At 68.9% G+C, this 16125-nt stretch carries 16 protein-coding genes; 6 read left to right on the top strand and 10 right to left on the bottom strand.

Going from position 1 to position 16125, the window contains the following annotated elements:
* Window positions 1-4 precede the first annotated feature (4 nt).
* From IAI53_RS05570 to mltG, 4 genes are read right to left on the bottom strand one after another with little or no spacing between them, the layout of a single operon-like run.
* Complete coding sequence (locus tag IAI53_RS05570) at window positions 5-370, bottom strand: PilZ domain-containing protein (protein WP_187717133.1); 366 nt, start codon at window positions 368-370, stop codon at window positions 5-7.
* Window positions 367-1419: a DNA polymerase III subunit delta' gene (gene holB, locus IAI53_RS05565; RefSeq protein WP_187717132.1), complete on the bottom strand. Its 1053-nt coding sequence runs from the start codon at window positions 1417-1419 to the stop codon at window positions 367-369. The genes IAI53_RS05570 and holB overlap by 4 nt, the downstream gene beginning before the upstream one ends.
* Window positions 1416-2048, bottom strand: a complete 633-nt coding sequence (gene tmk, locus IAI53_RS05560; RefSeq protein ID WP_187717131.1) for a dTMP kinase — start codon at window positions 2046-2048, stop codon at window positions 1416-1418. Before tmk ends, holB begins: the two co-directional genes overlap by 4 nt.
* Entirely contained in the window at window positions 2045-3046 is a 1002-nt protein-coding gene (mltG, locus tag IAI53_RS05555; RefSeq protein ID WP_187717130.1) for an endolytic transglycosylase MltG, read from the bottom strand. Before mltG ends, tmk begins: the two co-directional genes overlap by 4 nt.
* 148 nt (window positions 3047-3194) lie before the next feature.
* Here mltG and ygfZ point away from each other — a divergent pair, with 148 nt between their 5' ends.
* From ygfZ to IAI53_RS05540, 3 genes are read left to right on the top strand one after another with little or no spacing between them, the layout of a single operon-like run.
* A complete protein-coding gene (ygfZ, locus tag IAI53_RS05550) occupies window positions 3195-4211 on the top strand; it encodes a CAF17-like 4Fe-4S cluster assembly/insertion protein YgfZ (protein WP_187717129.1) in 1017 nt (338 codons plus the stop codon).
* A gap of 3 nt (window positions 4212-4214) precedes the next feature.
* Window positions 4215-4520 carry a DUF4936 family protein gene (locus IAI53_RS05545; protein ID WP_187717128.1) on the top strand — a complete coding sequence of 102 codons (306 nt, stop codon included), beginning with the start codon at window positions 4215-4217 and terminating at the stop codon, window positions 4518-4520.
* The gene (locus IAI53_RS05540) at window positions 4511-5287 is read left to right on the top strand and encodes an NRDE family protein (protein ID WP_187717127.1); all 777 of its coding nucleotides are present in this window, start codon (window positions 4511-4513) and stop codon (window positions 5285-5287) included. The genes IAI53_RS05545 and IAI53_RS05540 overlap by 10 nt, the downstream gene beginning before the upstream one ends.
* Before the next feature lie 30 nt (window positions 5288-5317).
* On the opposite strand, the gene IAI53_RS05535 is transcribed toward IAI53_RS05540, so the two are convergent.
* From IAI53_RS05535 to tadA, 3 genes are read right to left on the bottom strand one after another with little or no spacing between them, the layout of a single operon-like run.
* Window positions 5318-5752 carry a GNAT family N-acetyltransferase gene (locus tag IAI53_RS05535; protein ID WP_187717126.1) on the bottom strand — a complete coding sequence of 145 codons (435 nt, stop codon included), beginning with the start codon at window positions 5750-5752 and terminating at the stop codon, window positions 5318-5320.
* Window positions 5753-5756: 4 nt separating this feature from the next.
* Complete coding sequence (locus IAI53_RS05530) at window positions 5757-6236, bottom strand: L,D-transpeptidase (RefSeq protein ID WP_187717125.1); 480 nt, start codon at window positions 6234-6236, stop codon at window positions 5757-5759.
* Window positions 6237-6250: 14 nt separating this feature from the next.
* Window positions 6251-6715, bottom strand: coding sequence for a tRNA adenosine(34) deaminase TadA (tadA, locus tag IAI53_RS05525; protein ID WP_187717124.1), 465 nt, complete (start codon window positions 6713-6715; stop codon window positions 6251-6253).
* A 152-nt stretch (window positions 6716-6867) separates the two neighbouring features.
* Between tadA and IAI53_RS05520 the strand changes: the two genes are divergently transcribed.
* Window positions 6868-9063 (top strand): PAS domain-containing sensor histidine kinase, encoded by a 2196-nt coding sequence (locus tag IAI53_RS05520; RefSeq protein WP_187717123.1) that lies wholly within the window; start codon window positions 6868-6870, stop codon window positions 9061-9063.
* An 83-nt stretch (window positions 9064-9146) separates the two neighbouring features.
* Window positions 9147-10436 carry an MFS transporter gene (locus IAI53_RS05515; protein WP_222948169.1) on the top strand — a complete coding sequence of 430 codons (1290 nt, stop codon included), beginning with the start codon at window positions 9147-9149 and terminating at the stop codon, window positions 10434-10436.
* Here IAI53_RS05515 and IAI53_RS05510 read toward each other — a convergent pair.
* The 3 genes from IAI53_RS05510 to guaB form a co-directional block, all read right to left on the bottom strand.
* The gene (locus IAI53_RS05510; protein ID WP_187717122.1) at window positions 10426-12114 is read right to left on the bottom strand and encodes an AMP-binding protein; all 1689 of its coding nucleotides are present in this window, start codon (window positions 12112-12114) and stop codon (window positions 10426-10428) included. The genes IAI53_RS05515 and IAI53_RS05510 overlap by 11 nt on opposite strands.
* 247 nt (window positions 12115-12361) lie before the next feature.
* Window positions 12362-13927 carry a glutamine-hydrolyzing GMP synthase gene (guaA, locus tag IAI53_RS05505; protein WP_187717121.1) on the bottom strand — a complete coding sequence of 522 codons (1566 nt, stop codon included), beginning with the start codon at window positions 13925-13927 and terminating at the stop codon, window positions 12362-12364.
* Window positions 13928-13989: 62 nt separating this feature from the next.
* The gene (gene guaB / locus IAI53_RS05500; protein ID WP_187717120.1) at window positions 13990-15450 is read right to left on the bottom strand and encodes an IMP dehydrogenase; all 1461 of its coding nucleotides are present in this window, start codon (window positions 15448-15450) and stop codon (window positions 13990-13992) included.
* 85 nt (window positions 15451-15535) lie between these two features.
* Between guaB and IAI53_RS05495 the strand changes: the two genes are divergently transcribed.
* Window positions 15536-16066, top strand: coding sequence for a DUF4124 domain-containing protein (locus IAI53_RS05495; protein WP_187717119.1), 531 nt, complete (start codon window positions 15536-15538; stop codon window positions 16064-16066).
* Window positions 16067-16125 lie beyond the last annotated feature (59 nt).

Below are 16125 nucleotides of genomic sequence, written 5' to 3'. Positions count from 1 at the left end.
GCGCTCAGATGGTGTGGGTGGGGCGATTGGACCCGAGATGCCCGGCGAGGATCTGCTCGATGCGGTGCTTGACCGCCTTGCCGGATTCGTCCTCGCTGAAGTGCACGCCCACGCCCTGGGTCTTGCCGCCCTGCGCACCGTGCGGGGTGACCCATACCACGGTGCCGGCCACCGGATGCTTGGTCGGGTCGTCCATCAGCTGCAGCAGCATGAACACCTCGTCGCCCAAGGTGTGGCTCTTGGGGGTGGGTACGAAGATCCCCCCGTTCACCAGGAAAGGCATGTAGGCGGCGTAGAGGGCCGACTTGGAGTTGATGTTCAGCGACAGCACGCTGGGGCGCGCCACCTGGGGCTTGGCCTGCTCACTCATGTTCTGGATCCCGATAGGGCGCGCGCATAGCGCATCAGCATGTCCTCCAGCATCAACCTGGCATTGAGCGGATGCTGGGCGACCCGGCGGATCTGGGCGAATTCATTGTAGCAGTTGCTCGCGCTGGCGATGCTGGTGCGCGCCGCGAGCGCTTCGAGCGCGCCCTGGCGGGCCGGGAAGAAACGCACCCGCCCTCCCAGGCGCAGCGCGGCGACGTCCACCACCCAGCGCTGCATCCAGTCGACCAGCGTCGCCATGCCGAAGCCGGCAGCCAGTGCCTCCTTGGACTTCAGCCAGCTCTCCCATTGAGCCGCCAGGCGCAGCGGGTCGCCCGCGGGCAACTGTTCGATGTCTCGTACGAAGCGGGCCAGCAGGCTGCCGGCACCCTGCTCCGCCATGCGCTCGGCGGCCAGCGGCAAGCCGCCGGTGAGCGCCAGCAGGCCGGCGGCCTCGTCGTCGTGCGCGGCCAGCCAAGTGGTGAGCGCCTCGGCCGGCGGCCGGGAGAACGACCATTGCTGGCAGCGGCTGCGGATGGTGGGCAGCAGGCGGCGCGGGGCGGAGGACACCAGCAGGAACACGCAGCCGGCCGGCGGTTCTTCGAGCAGCTTGAGCAGCGCGTTGGCGGTAAACACGTTCATCGCCTCGGCCGGGTCCAACACCACCACGCGGCGGCTGCCGTGGTGCCCGGTCACCGTCAGCGACTCCTGCAGCGCGCGGATCTGCTCGATCAGGATCTGCGAGGACTTGGCCTTGCCGGCACCGGGCTCGGCCGCGCCCTCCCCTTCGCCCGCCTCGGCAACGGCATCGGCCGCAGGCACGATGCGCATCAGGTCCGGGTGGTTGCCGGAGAGCCGCCACTGGCAGGCCGGGCAGTGCCCGCAGGCGTGGCCGTCGGCGCCCGGTGCGTCGCACAGCAGCCGGGCGGCCAGTGCTTCGGCAAGATCGCGCTTGCCCAGGCCCGGCGGACCGACGAAGAGCAGCGCATGCGGCAGACGCTCACCCAGGTCGAGCAGGCGTTGCCAGGTGGGCGCAAGCCAGGGGTGGATCATGCGAGACAGCGCTCGTTCACGATGGCTTCGACTTCCGCCCGGATCTCCTCGGGCGGCCGGTTCGCATCGACCACCCGCATCCGGCCCGAGTCGCGGCGCGCGCGCAGCAGATAGGCCTCGCGCACGCGCTCGAAGAAGTCGCGCTGCTCGCGCTCGAAGCGGTCGGGCGCCGCGCCGGTATTGGCCACGCGGGCCGCTGCCACCGCCGGCGGCAGGTCGAAGACCAGCGTGAGGTCGGGCTGGAAGTCCGGGTGCACCCAGCGCTCGAGGGCGTCGAAGCGCGCCTCGTCCAGCCCGCGCCCGCCCACCTGGTAGGCGTAGGTCGCATCGGTGAAGCGGTCGGAGACCACCCAGCGTCCGGCGGCCAGTGCCGGCAGGATGCGTGCGGCCAGGTGCTCGCGGCGCGCGGCGAACATCAGCATGGCCTCGGTCTCCAGATGCATGGCTTCATGCAGCAGCAGCTCGCGCAGGCGTTCGCCGAGCGGCGTACCGCCGGGCTCCCGGGTCTGCTCCACCTCGATGCCGCGCGCGCGCAGCAACTCGACCACGGCCGCGATCTGGCTGCTCTTGCCCGCGCCGTCGATGCCTTCGAAGGTGATGAAACGTGCTCTCGATCCAGTGTGATTCAACTGCCCTTGCCTCCGCGCTGATAGCGGTTGACCGCCCGGTTGTGCTCGGCGAGGTTGCGCGAGAACTGGCTGCTGCCGTCGCCCCGGGACACGAAGTAGAAGTACTCCGACGCCGGCGGCTGCAGCGCGGCGCGCAGCGAGTCCATGCCCGGCAGCGCAATCGGTGTGGGCGGCAGGCCGGCGCGGGTGTAGGTGTTCCAGGGGTGGTCGGTGTCGAGATGGCGGCGGCGCAGCCGGCCTTCGAAGGCTTCGCCGTAGCCGTAGATCACCGTCGGGTCGGTCTGCAGGCGCATGCCGATGCGCAGGCGGTTCACGAACACCGAGGCGACCAGGCCGCGGTCCTCCGGCCGCCCGGTTTCCTTCTCGACGATGGAAGCGAGGATCAGCGCCTCGTAGGGCGAAGCCAGCGGCAGGCCGGCCTGGCGCGTCTCCCACTCGCGCTGCAGGCGCTGCTGCATGGCCTGATAGGCGCGCCGGTAGAGCGCCAGCGCACTGGAGTACTTGTCGAACAGATAGGTGTCGGGGAAGAACAGCCCCTCGGGGTGCGTCTCGGCGGCGCCGATGCGCTGCAGGATCTCCGCATCCGAGAGAGCCGTGGCGTCCTGTTCGAGAAAGGGATGGGCCTCGACCGCCGCACGCATCTGGCGGAAGTTCCAGCCTTCGACCAGGGTCAGGTCCGCCTGCGAGACATCGCCGCTGGACAGCTTGAGGATCAGCTGCCAGATGGTCAGGCCCGCATGCACCTCGTAGCTGCCGGCCTTGATATGCTGGGCCTTGCCTGCCAGGCGCGCGGTCCAGTAGAGCAGGCGCGGCTCCACCGGCACGCCGGCTGCCGCGATCGCGTTGGCCGCCTGGCGCATGTTGTGCCCGCGCTGCACGGTGAAGTCGACCACCGGCGCGGGCAGCACCAGCGGGCGGGCGGCAATCCACCACACCGCGGCCGCAGCCAGGCCGGCGAGCACGACGAGCAGGAGGACGAGGCGCAGCAGAAGCTTCATGCGTGACGGATGACCGAAAGCGCACCGGACGCCCCGCAAACATCGCGGCAGCCCCCGGGCAAGGGGGCTCTATAATACTGCACGTTCTGCGCCCGACGCCCGGACCATTCCGCCCGCCCCGACCATCCGACTTCGCAAGACCCGAACCATGAACACGACCTGGACCGACTACCTTGCCAAGGCCGGCGCCCGCATCGACGCCGGTCATGTCCACTTCGACCCCGCTCCCGCGGAAGGCGCCACCATCGTGGTGCCTTTGCTGCATCTCGGCCTGCTCCGCAGCCGCGGCGAGGATTCCGCGCCCTTCCTGCACAACCTGTTGTCCAACGAGGTCAACAAGCTTGCCGAGGACGTCGCCACGCTGAACAGCTTCAACACCCCCAAGGGGCGGATGCTGGCCAGCCTGCTGATGTGGCGCGAGGCCGACGGCCATCTGATCGCGCTGGCCGCGGACATCCAGCCGGCGATGCTCAAGAAGCTGTCGATGTACATCCTGCGCAGCAAGGCGAAGCTCACCGATGCCAACGAGGAACTGGCGCTAATCGGCGTGAGCGGCCCGCGGGCCGAAGCGGTGCTGGAAGCCGCCGGCCTGCAGCGCCCGGCGGCCGCCATGCGCCATCAGGCCGCGGGCGACACCCGCGTGATCCGCCTGACCGCGGACAGCTACATGGTGGCCGTCCCGATCGACGCAGCCCCGACCCGCTTCGCCGCACTGCGCGAAGCCGGCGCCGAGGCAGCCGGCACCGACGCCTGGACGCTGGCGATGATCCGCGCCGGCCTGCCGCTGATCACCGCCGCCACGCAGGAGCTCTTCGTCGCGCAGATGCTCAACTTCGAGCTCATCGGTGGAGTGAGCTTCAACAAGGGCTGCTATCCCGGCCAGGAGATCGTCGCCCGCACCCAGTACCTGGGCAAGCTCAAGAAGCGCATGTACCGCGTACGCATCGACGGCGACACCGCGCCCGCACCGGCTGCCGATCTCTACGCACCGGACTTCGGCGAACAGTCGGCCGGGCAGATCGTCAATGCTGCGCCGGCCCCGGGCGGCGGCTTCGAGGCGCTGGCCGTGCTGCAGACCAGCAGCCACGAAACCGGCGAGGTGCATCTGGGCAGCCCCGACGGCCCGCGCCTCGCCTTCCTCGACCTTCCCTACTCCCTGGGCTGAACCATGGACCAAGCCACCGAGCCGATCAGCTACTACGTGTACTTCCGCGTGCGCGAGGACATCGACGACGCGGAAGCCGCGGCCAGCATCCTCGCCATGCAGGCCGCGCTGGCGCGGCGCACCGGGGTGAGCGGCCGCCTCATGCACCGTCGCGGCGACGACCGCACCTGGATGGAAGTGTATGAGGCGGTCACCAGCCCGGCGAGCTTCGAGCACGCGCTGACCGAAGCGGTGGCCGAGCACAAGCTCACCGACATGGTGGAAACCGGCAGCGCCCGCCATCTGGAGCAGTTCGTCGAATGTGCCTGATCGTGCTGGCCTGGCGGGCGCATCACGACTATCCGCTGGTGGTGGCCGCCAACCGCGACGAGTTCCTCGCCCGCCCCGCGTCCGCGGCGCACTGGTGGCCCGACCGCCCGCAGGTGCTCGCCGGGCGCGACCTGGAAGGCGGCGGCACGTGGATGGGCGTCAGCCGCAACGGCCGCTTCGCCGCGCTGACCAATTTCCGCGATCCCACGCTGCGCCGCGAAGGCGCGCCCTCGCGCGGCCTGCTGGTGCGCGACTGCCTGGATACGGACGACGACGCCTCGCAGACGCTGGCGCGCATCGCCGCACACGCCGCGCATTACGCCGCCTTCAACCTGCTGGTGGGCGATGGCGAACGGCTCGGCATCTACGCCAGCACCACGGGTGAGGTGCGCATGCTGGAGCCGGGCATCTACGGCCTGTCCAACCACTTGCTCGACACCCCCTGGCCCAAGGTCCGCCTCGCCCGCGAACGCTTCGCCGCAGTCCTGGCCGACGAACCGGACGAAGCCGCCATGCTGGCACTGCTGCGCGACGGCGAGCCGGCCACCGACGAACACCTGCCGCAGACCGGGGTCAGCCGGGAGTGGGAGCGCTGGCTGTCGCCCGCCTTCATCCGCGCGCCCGGCTACGGCACCCGCTGCTCGACCTTCCTGTCGATCCGGCGCGACGGTCAGGTCAGGCTGCGCGAATGGACCTGGGCGGAAGACGGCGAACTGGCCGGCGAGGCGACCCACGGCTTCACCATCGAAGCATCGGCTGACGGCTGAACCGCGGTTAGCGCGGCACAGCCCGGCACCCTACCCCCGGCAGGGGCGCCGCATGCAGCGATGCTCGATACCGGCGTCCAGGAATACCCCGCCTTCGGGCACGAAGCCGTGACGGCGATAGAAGGCCTCCGCCTGCAACTGTGCATTGAGCACCACCTCGGCCAGCCCGCGCACACCCGCTTCCGCCACCAGCGCTTCCAGCACCCGGCCACCGACGCCGCGACCACGAGCGTTCGCCGCCACCGCCATGCGGCCGACATGTCCGTCCGGCAGCAGGCGGCCGGTGGCGATCACCGCCCCGTTGGTGTCCTGTGCCACCGCGTGCCGGCTCACCGCGTCGAATTCGTCGCGTTCGAGCTCCGCCGGCACCCCCTGCTCGACCACGAACACCGCCTCGCGCAGCGGCATCACCAGCGCTTCGGCCTCCGGCCAGTCCACAATGCGCAAGCTCAGAGCATCTTCCATCGCCTTACTCCCCGATGACGACCTCGGTGCCTGCGGCCACCAGGTCGAACAGTTCCACCACGTCGCGGTTGCGCATGCGGATACAGCCGTGCGAACGCGGCTCACCCATCGGCTGGTCGTCGCCGGTACCGTGGATGTAGATGTAGCGCCGCATGCTGTCGACCGCGCCCAAGCGGTTGCGCCCGGGCTCGCAGCCCGAGAGCCACAGGATGCGCGACAGGATCCAGTCGCGCGCCGGGTTGGCTGCCGCCAGCTCGGCACTCCAGCACTCGCCGGTAGGCCGCCGTCCACGGAAAACCGTGCCTGCCGGCGCCCCGGCGCCGATGCGCGCACGCACCACATGGCGCCCGCGCGGGGTGCAGCCGCTGTCCTGCAGTTCGCCGGCACCGCGCGCGGCGGTCGATACCGGATAGCGGCGGATGCAGGCCCCGTCGTCGCCGACGAGGGCCAGTTCCTGACGCGAGAGACTCACTTCTATGCGCATCGCGACGGCTCGCCTCAGGCGGTCAGCGTCCGTCCGCGGCGGGCGGCAAAGAAGCTCGACAGCAAGGCGCCGCACTCTTCGGCCAGCACGCCGCCGACGATGGTGGCGTGGTGGTTTAGCCGCTTTTCCTGGAACAGGTCGATGACGCTGCCGGCCACACCGGTCTTGGGGTCGCGCGCGCCGAACACCACGCGACTCACGCGCGCATGCATGATCGCGCCGGAACACATGGCGCAGGGCTCCAGGGTGACGTAGAGCTCGCAACCCGGCAGACGGTAGTTGCCCAGACGTTCGCCGGCGTCGCGCAGGGCCATCACCTCGGCGTGAGCGGTGGGGTCGTGGCGACCGATGGGCTGGTTGAAGCCGCGCCCGACGATCTCGCCGTCGAGCACCACCACCGCGCCCACCGGCACCTCGCCGCAACTGCCCGCCAGCCGCGCCTGCTCCAGCGCGGCGCGCATGTATTCCTCGTCCGTCATGTCCTGGACCGCATTGTCGATCAGGGCATCAGTGTACCCGAGCCGATCTTCATGGGAGTCCCCGGTATTGCCCTGCGGCAGCACGACGGGTATACCCGACTGCGGATTCCCCGAATAGCCGACCTCTACCACCATCGTATTATCCGGAACTCATGAACTGCCCCGCGTCCGCCCGCGACGAGGCAGCACGGCGTGACTATGCTCCCTTGATTCGCGGCCTCTCCGGCTACCTCGCCACGGCAATCGTCGTGGTGCTGTTTGCCGACCCGCTGGCCGCAACCATCGGCCTGCAGGAAGCTGCCGGCGAGCTCAGATTCTGGGGTTTCGTGCTGCTCGCCCCGCTGGCCGCCCTGCTCGCCAGCGGCGTGCTGTCCGACCCGCCCGCCGCGGACGCCGAGCAGGCCGCCGACCCCGGTGCGGAAACCTTGCGCCGCCTCGAGGCCGAAGAGTCGCGCTACCGTTCGTTGGTGAATAACCTGCCGGTCGGCATCTTCCACTACGACCGCGACCTGCGCATCACCGAGTTCAACGACCGTTTCGCGGAAATCCTGCAGGCGCCGGCCGCTGCCCTGTACCGCCTGGACATGAGCACGCTGCGCGATCCGCGCATCCTCGATCCGCTGCGCGTCACCCTGAGTGGCCAGCCAGGACGTTACACGGGCGAATACGCCACCACCCTGTCGGGGCGCCATATCCGCGTCAGGTTGCGCGCCACGCCGGTGTTCGACACTCACGGCAATGTAAGCGGCGGCGTCGGCATCGTCGAGGACATCTCGGCCCAGCACGAGGCCGAGAGCATGCTGAACGAGAGCGAGACCCGCTACGCGCTGGCCATGCGCGGCACCAACGAGGGCCTGTGGGACTGGAACCCGGTCAGCCACTCGCTGTTCCTCTCCAGCCGCCTGCTCAGCCTGCTGGGCACGGAGGGCGAGCACCTGCGCACTACCAGCGACGAATGGCTCAAGCTCATCCACGTGCAGGACCGCGCGCGCTTCCAGTCCGCGCTCATCGCCCACCTCAAGGGCCAGACACCGCACTTCGAATGCGAGTACCGCGTGCTCGACCGCGGCGGCGAGTTCCGCTGGGTGCTGGCCCGCGGACTGGCCCAGCGCAATGAGCATGGCCAGGCCTACCGCATGGTCGGCTCGATCGGCGACATCACCGAGCGCAAGCGTGCCGAGGCGCGGCTGCAAAGCGAGCTCGTGTTCACGCGCACACTGGTCGACAGCCTGCCGATCGCCCTGCTGGTGGTGCGCCCGAACGGCACCATCTCGCTGTGGAACCGCTTCTTCGCCCAGACCTTGGGTTACGACGACGCGGAGATCGCCGACATGCTGGCGATGCGCCTGGTGGCGCCCAAGGACAAGGCCCTGCTGAAGCAACGCATGGAGCGCGCCCTGCGGGACGGCGAGGCGACCGCACGGGCCGAACTCATCACTCGCGACGGCCAGCACCTGCCCTTCGATTTCTTCGCCCGCAACATCGAACTGGACGGCGAGAACCGGCTGCTGTGCATCGCCTCTGACATCTCGGAGCGGCTGGCCACCGAAGCCAGCATGCGCGACATGAACCGCGAGCTCGAATCGCGCGTCGCCGAACGCACCGCGCAACTCACTGCCGCGCTCAAGGAACTGGAGGCCTTCAGTTACTCGGTGTCTCACGACCTGCGCGCGCCCTTGCGCGCCATCGACGGCTACAGCGTGATCCTCGCCACCGACTACGACCAGGCCTTCGACGACGAAGCCCGCATGCTGTTCCAGCGCATGCGCGCGGCGGTGCAGCGCATGGGCATGCTGATCGACGACCTCCTCAACCTCGCCCGCGTGTCGCGCCAGAACCTCGAGCGCCAGGAGGTCGATCTTTCCGCAATGGTGGCGGAGATCGCCCAGGAACTCAGGCAGAGCGAGCCGCAGCGCAAGGTCAGCTTCGAGATCGAGCCCGGCCTGCATGTCGATGCCGACCCCAGCCTGCTGCGCATCGCGCTGGAGAACCTGCTCGGCAATGCCTGGAAGTTCACCAGCCGGCGTGACGAAGCGCAGATCCGCGTCATTCATTCGCGCGACGAATCGGGCGAGTGCAGCTACTGCGTGCACGACAACGGCGCCGGCTTCGACATGCGCTACGCCGACAAGCTGTTCGGCGCCTTCCAGCGCCTGCACCACGAGCGCGACTATCAGGGCACCGGCGTCGGCCTGGCAACCGTGGCGCGCATCGTCCAGCGCCACGGCGGGCACATCTGGGCGCACGGCGAGCCGGACAAGGGCGCACGCTTCTGCTTCACCCTCGGGCGCAACGGCGACAGCCTGCCCTCGTCCGGCGGCAACGGAGAGCCACAAGCCGACAGCTGAGCGCGCGGCTTGCCCCGTGCACCGGCCGCGCGGTATCGTCGGGCGCATCACATCAAGAAGTCCGCTCGACGGACCTTACCCCCGTGCCCGACAAGAAAAGTTTTCCGCCCGCCGCCCTGGCCTGGAGCGTCTGGGGTCTCGGCGCCCTGCTCTACCTGATCGGTTTCTACCAACGCGTCGCCCCCGCGGTGATGGCCGACCGGCTGATGGCCGAGTTCGCCATCAGCGGCGCCGCGCTGGGCAACCTGTCGGCCTTCTACTTCTATTCCTACGTGGTCATGCAGATCCCCACCGGTGTGCTCGCCGACCGCTGGGGCGCGCGCAAGCTGCTCACCGCCGGCGCCGCGCTGGCCGCCGCCGGCACCGTGCTGTTCGCCTTCAGCGCGGACGTGGGCTGGGCGAGCTTCGGCCGCCTGCTGATCGGCGGCTCGGTGGCGGTGGCCTTCGTCTCCATGCTCAAGCTCGCCACCCACTGGTTTGCGCCGCAGCAGTTCGCGCTGGCCTCGGGCATGGCGCTGTTCGTCGGCATCTGCGGCGGGGTGTTCGGCGGCGTGCCGCTGCGCATGCTGGTGGAGGCCTTCGGCTGGCGGCCGGTGATGCTGGTCTCGGCGGGGGTCACCGCGCTGCTGGCGGTGGCCATCTGGCTGCGGGTGCGCAACGATCCGGCCGACCGCGGCTATGCAAGCCATCACCCGGTGGCGGAAGGCGGCGGCCACCACGGTTCGGTGCTGCAGGGCGTGCTGCAGGTGTTGAGTTACCGCAACGTGTGGATCCTGCTGATCTCACCCATCGGCGTGGCCGGCGCGGTGCTCACCTTCGGCGGCCTGTGGGGCGTGCCCTACCTGCGCCAGGCCTACGGTCTGGACGCGGGCAGCGCGGCGGCCATCACCTCCGCCCTGCTGGTGGCCTGGGCGCTGGGCGGGCCGCTGATGGGGACCTGGTCGCAACGTATCGGCCGGCGCAAGCCGCTGCATGTGGCCGGTTGCGCGGTGGCGCTGGTGTGCTGGGGGCTGCTCGGGCTGGTGCACCTGCCGCTGCCGGCACTGGTCGCGGTGCTGTTGGTGGCCGGTTTCGCCGCCGGCAACCTGATCATCGGCTTCGCGTTCAACAAGGAATCGGTGCCGCCGCACCTCGCAGGCACGGCGTCCGGAGTGTGCAACATGGGCCCGCTGATGGGCGGCATGCTGCTGCAGCCGGCGGTCGGCTGGGTGCTGGACCGCCACTGGACCGGCGTGCTGGAAGGCGGCGTGCGGATCTATCCGCCCGAAGCCTTCCAGGCCGGCTTCCTGCTGATCGCAGCATGCATCGCGCTGTCGCTGGCGCTGTCGCTGTTCTCGCAGGAAACCGGCTGCAAGCAGCGCGTCAGCCCTTGAGGTCGGGGAAGTCTTCCTCGAAGAACTCATGCTCGGCGCGTACCGTCGCGTCACGCCCTTCCTCGGCCTTGCGCAACTCCACGCGGCGGATCTTGCCGGAGATGGTCTTGGGCAGATCGACGAAGGCGAGCCGACGGATGCGCTTGTAAGGCGCGAGCTTGCCACGCGCGAAGGCCAGGATGTCGCGCGCCAGCTCGGCGCTCGGCTGATGGCCGGGGGCGAGGATCACGCAGGCCTTGGGCACGGCCAGGCGCACCGGGTCCGGGCTGGGCACCACCGCGGCTTCGGCCACTGCGGGGTGCTCGATCAGCACGCTTTCCAGCTCGAAGGGGCTGATGCGGTAGTCGGAGGCCTTGAACACGTCGTCCGCACGGCCGACGTAGGTGATGTAGCCGTCCTCGTCGATACTGGCCACGTCACCGGTGTGGTAGTGACCGTCGCGCATCACCTCGGCGGTCTTGTCCTCATCACCGGCGTAGCCCGCCATCAGGCCGAGCGGACGCGCGTCCAGCGGCAGCGAGATCTCGCCTTCGGTCGACGCGCGGCCTTCGGTGTCGAGCAGCGCGATGCGGTAGCCCGGCAGCGGGCGGCCCATCGAACCCGGCTTGAGCACCTGGCCCGGGGTGTTGCCGACCTGGGCGGTGGTCTCGGTCTGGCCGAAACCGTCGCGGATGGTGATGCCCCAGGCGCGCTTGACCTGCTCGATGACCTCGGGGTTGAGCGGCTCGCCCGCGCCGATCAGCTCGCGCAGCTGGGTCTTCACCGCGGCCAGGTCCTGCTGGATCAGCATGCGCCACACGGTGGGCGGCGCGCACAGGGTGCTGATCTCGTACTTCACCAGCACGTCGAGCAGCGCCTTGGCGTCGAAACGCGAGTAGTTGTAGAGGAACACGCAGGCACCCGCGTTCCACGGCGCGAAGAAGCAGCTCCAGGCGTGCTTGGCCCAGCCCGGCGAGCTGATGTTCATGTGGCGGTCGCCCGGCTGCAGGCCGATCCAGTACATGGTGGACAGGTGGCCCACCGGATAGGACTGGTGGGTGTGCTGCACCAGCTTGGGCCGCGAGGTGGTGCCGGAGGTGAAGTACAGCAGCAGCGGATCGGTGGCGCGGGTCACGCCATCGGGCGCGAACTCGACCGGTGCGCCATGGCTGTCGGCGAAGTCCAGCCAGCCCTCGCGGGCGCCGCCGACCACGATGCGGGTGTAGCTGCCGGAGAGATCCGCGAACTTGTCCGCGTGGGCGGCGCCGATCACCACGTGCGCCACCTGGCCGCGCTCCAGGCGGTCGGCCAGGTCGTCGGCGGTGAGCAGCGTGGTGGCGGGAATCACCACCGCGCCCAGCTTGATCGCCGCCAGCATGGTTTCCCACAGCGGCACTTCGTTGCCCAGCATCAGCAGGATGCGCTCGCCGCGCTTGACGCCCTGCGCGCGCAGCCAGTTGGCCACCTGGTTGGAGCGCCGCGACATCTCGGCAAAGCTCAGGCGCGCCTCCCGACCGTCCTCCTCGACGATCCACAGCGCGGGCGCGTCGTTGCCCCTGGCCATGACGTCGAAGTAATCCAGCGCCCAGTTGAACTCGGTGAGCTGCGGCCAGCGGAAACCGGCGTAGGCGGTGGCGTAGTCGGTGCGATGCGCGAGCAGAAAGTCGCGCGCCTGCAGGAACTGCTCGAGGGCGGTCATGGCGTCTCCTTGGGTCAATGCGGCCCGCTGTGCGGGAAATCCGTACCGCCGGCGGCTGGGCGCCGGACGAAGACGCGCATTCTGACGTTAACGTAAACGTCAATCAAGCTGCGCACCATCGCGGTGCAAGGCGCAGGCGCCAGTCAGACAAGCTCTATGGCGATCCTGTGCGGCCGCACATGCGCCGTCCCGAGTCCGCCGCCGCGGGCGCGTTGGCGGCCCGGCGGCGTGTGGCGCTAGATGCGGATCACTCCCACTCGATGGTCGCCGGCGGCTTGCCGGAGATGTCGTACACCACCCGGTTGATGCCGCGCACCTCGTTGATGATGCGGTTGCTGACCTTGCCGAGCAGGCTGTGCGGCAGTTCCGCCCAGTGCGCGGTCATGAAGTCCTGGGTCTGCACCGCGCGCAGCGCTACCACGTATTCGTAGGTGCGCCCGTCGCCCATCACACCCACGCTCTTCACCGGCAGGAACACGGCGAAGGCCTGGCTGGTCTTGTCGTACCAGTCGGCCGCGCGCAGCTCGTCGATGAAGATGGCGTCGGCACGGCGCAGCAGGTCGGCGAACTCTTTCTTGACCTCGCCGAGGATGCGCACGCCCAGGCCCGGACCCGGGAAAGGATGGCGATAGACCATGTCATGCGGCAGGCCGAGCGCCACGCCGAGCTCGCGCACCTCGTCCTTGAACAGGTCACGGAGCGGTTCGAGCAGCTTGAGGTTGAGCGTCTCGGGCAGGCCGCCGACGTTGTGGTGGCTCTTGATGGCGTGCGCCTTGCCGGTCTTGGCGCCGGCCGATTCGATCACGTCCGGGTAGATGGTGCCCTGGGCGAGCCATTTTGCCTTGGGCAGCTTCGCCGCCTCGGCCTGGAAGACTTCGACGAACTCGCGGCCGATGATCTTGCGCTTCTGTTCCGGGTCGGACACCCCCTTGAGGTGGCCCATGAACTGATCGGTGGCATCCACGTGGATGACCTTCACGCCCAGCGAGCGCGCAAAGGTCTGCATCACCTGCTCGGCCTCGTTCAGGCGCAGCAGGCCGTTGTCCACGAACACGCAGGTGAGTTGGTCGCCGATCGCACGGTGGATCAAGGCGGCTGCCACGGAGGAATCCACCCCGCCAGACAGGCCGAGGATGACCTCCTCGTCGCCCACCTGGGCGCGGATCTTCTCCACCGCCTCGGCGACGTAATCCGGCATGTTCCAGTCATGGCCGCAACCGCAGATCTCGTGCACGAAGCGCGCGATGATCTCCTTGCCCTTGATGGTGTGGGTGACTTCCGGGTGGAACTGCACCGCATAGAAGCCGCGGTCCTCGTCGGCCATCGCGGCGACCGGGCAGGACTCGCTGCTGCCGATGACCTTGAAGCCGGCCGGCAGTTCGGTGACCTTGTCGCCATGGCTCATCCACACGTCGAGCAGGCCGTGGCCTTCGTCGTTGCTGCGGTCCTGGATGCCGTTGAAGAGCTTCGAATGGCCGCGCGCGCGCATCTCGGCATAACCGAACTCGCGCTTGCTGGAGCTCTCCACCTTGCCGCCGAGCTGTTCGGCCATGGTCTGCATGCCGTAGCAGATGCCCAGCACCGGCACGCCGAGTTCGAACACCACCTGCGGCGCCTTCCAGTCCACCGCCTCGTAAACCGAGTTCGGACCGCCGGACAGGATGATGCCGCTGGGCGCGTACTCGCGTACGAAGGCGTCCGACACATCGAAGGGATGGAGTTCGCAGTACACCTGCTGCTCGCGCACGCGGCGGGCGATGAGTTGCGAGACCTGGGAGCCGAAATCGAGGATGAGGATCTTCTGGTGGGACATGGAATCGTCTTCCGGAAAAGAAGAGAGGCGGCCGCGGCCGCCTCGGATCAGGATCGCGTCGATCAATCGACGTGGTAGTTGGGTGCTTCCTTGGTGATCTGCACGTCGTGCACATGCGACTCGCGCACACCCGCCGAAGTGATCTCGACGAACTGCGCACGCTCGTGCATGGCGGCGATGCTCGCGCAGCCGAGATAGCCCATGGAGGCGCGCAGGCCGCCGACCAGCTGGTGGATCACCGCGGTGACCGGCCCCTTGTAGGGCACGCGGCCTTCGATGCCTTCCGGCACCAGCTTGTCCACGTTGGCGGTACTGTCCTGGAAGTAGCGGTCGGCCGCGCCCTGCTGCATCGCGCCGAGCGACCCCATGCCGCGGTAGGACTTGTAGGACCGTCCCTGGTAGAGCACCGTCTCGCCCGGCGCCTCTTCAGTGCCGGCGAACAGGCCGCCAAGCATCACCGCGCTGGCACCGGCCGCCATGGCCTTGGCGATGTCGCCGGAGAAGCGGATGCCGCCGTCGGCGATCAGCGGAACGCCGGCCGCAGCCAGCGCGCTGGAGACGTTGTCGATGGCGGTGATCTGCGGCACGCCCACGCCGGCGATGATGCGGGTGGTGCAGATGGAGCCCGGGCCGATGCCGACCTTGACCGCGTCCGCGCCGGCATCGACCAGCGCACGGGCGGCGTCGCCGGTGGCGATGTTGCCGCCGATCACGTCCACATGCGGGAAACGCTTCTTGACCCAGTTCACCCGGTCGAGCACGCCCTGGGAATGGCCGTGGGCGGTATCGACCACGATCACATCCACACCGGCTTCGGCCAGCAGCTCGGCACGTTCCTCGGTGCCGGCACCCACGCCGATCGCCGCGCCGACGCGCAGGCGGCCCTGCTCGTCCTTGGCCGCGCTCGGGTGCTCGGTGGCCTTCATCATGTCCTTCACGGTGATCAGGCCGCAGAGATCGCCCGCGTCATTGACCACCAGCACACGTTCCAGGCGGTGCTTGTGCAGCAGCGCGCGCGCCTCGTCCAGGCTGGTGCCCTCGCGCACCGTCACCAGGCGGTCCTGCGGGGTCATGATGGCGGACACCGACTGATCGAGATTGGTCTCGAAACGCAGGTCGCGGTTGGTGACGATGCCCACCACCTTCCGCCCTTCGACCACCGGCAGGCCGGAGAACTTGTTCTGCCGGGTCAGCGCCATCACCTCGCGCACGCTCATCGTCGGCGGAATGGTCATCGGGTCCTTCAGCACACCCGACTCGAAACGCTTGACCTTGAGCACCTCGGCCGCCTGTTCCTTGGCGGTGAGGTTCTTGTGCACGATACCGATCCCGCCTTCCTGCGCCAGTGCAATGGCCAGACGGGCTTCGGTCACGGTATCCATGGCCGCGGAGACGAGCGGCAGGTTGATGGTGATGCGGCGGGTCAGGCGGGTCTGGAGACTGACGTCCCTGGGCAGGACGCTGGAATGGGCGGGGATGAGAAGGACGTCATCGAACGTCAGCGCCTTCTGGATCACTCGCATGGCTTCTATCCTTTCGACCAAATCCGTATTATACAGACCGCCCCCGCGTCATGTAAGCAGTGCAACATCAGGGAAATCCGCAGCCATGGCCATCCACAGAGCCCCGTTTGCCACCTCCGCCCGCGCCGCCGTCCTGCTGGGCGCGCTGTTCGCCGCATTCTCCGCCGCGGCGCAGATCTACACCTGGACCGACAAGGATGGCCGCACGCATTACGCGGACACCCCGCCAAAGACCGGGGACGTCAAGGTCATTGGTCCGGCGCGCCGCCCGCCTCCGCCTCCACAGGCAGAACCGGAAGAAGGCGGAGCCGCGACGGAGGCCGCCCAGGGTGCCGCTCAGCCGCAGAGTCCGCCCACCCTTGCCGAACGCGAGCTGGAGTTCCGCAAGCGCCGCGCGGAAGAGGCCGAGGCCCAGGCAAAAGCCGAGGCGGACGCCAAACGCGAGGAGGAGCGACAGCGTGCCTGCAGCCAGGCACGTGCGCAGCTCGCCGCACTACAGGGTGGACAGCGGGTCGCCCGCTTCAACGAGGACGGCAGCAGGGAGTTCCTCGATGACGCAGCCCGCGAACAACAGGCTGCACAGATTCAGGCCTTTCTTGATCGGGAATGCCAGTAGGCCAGTGAACGGGACCGGGCTGCCGGCCCGGGGCACCGAATGCAGGGCCGGCGCCAGAC

It is taken from the genome of Thauera sedimentorum (genome assembly GCF_014489115.1).
GTDB lineage: Bacteria > Pseudomonadota > Gammaproteobacteria > Burkholderiales > Rhodocyclaceae > Pseudothauera > Pseudothauera sedimentorum.
This window is presented reverse-complemented; position numbering and strand designations above follow the sequence as displayed.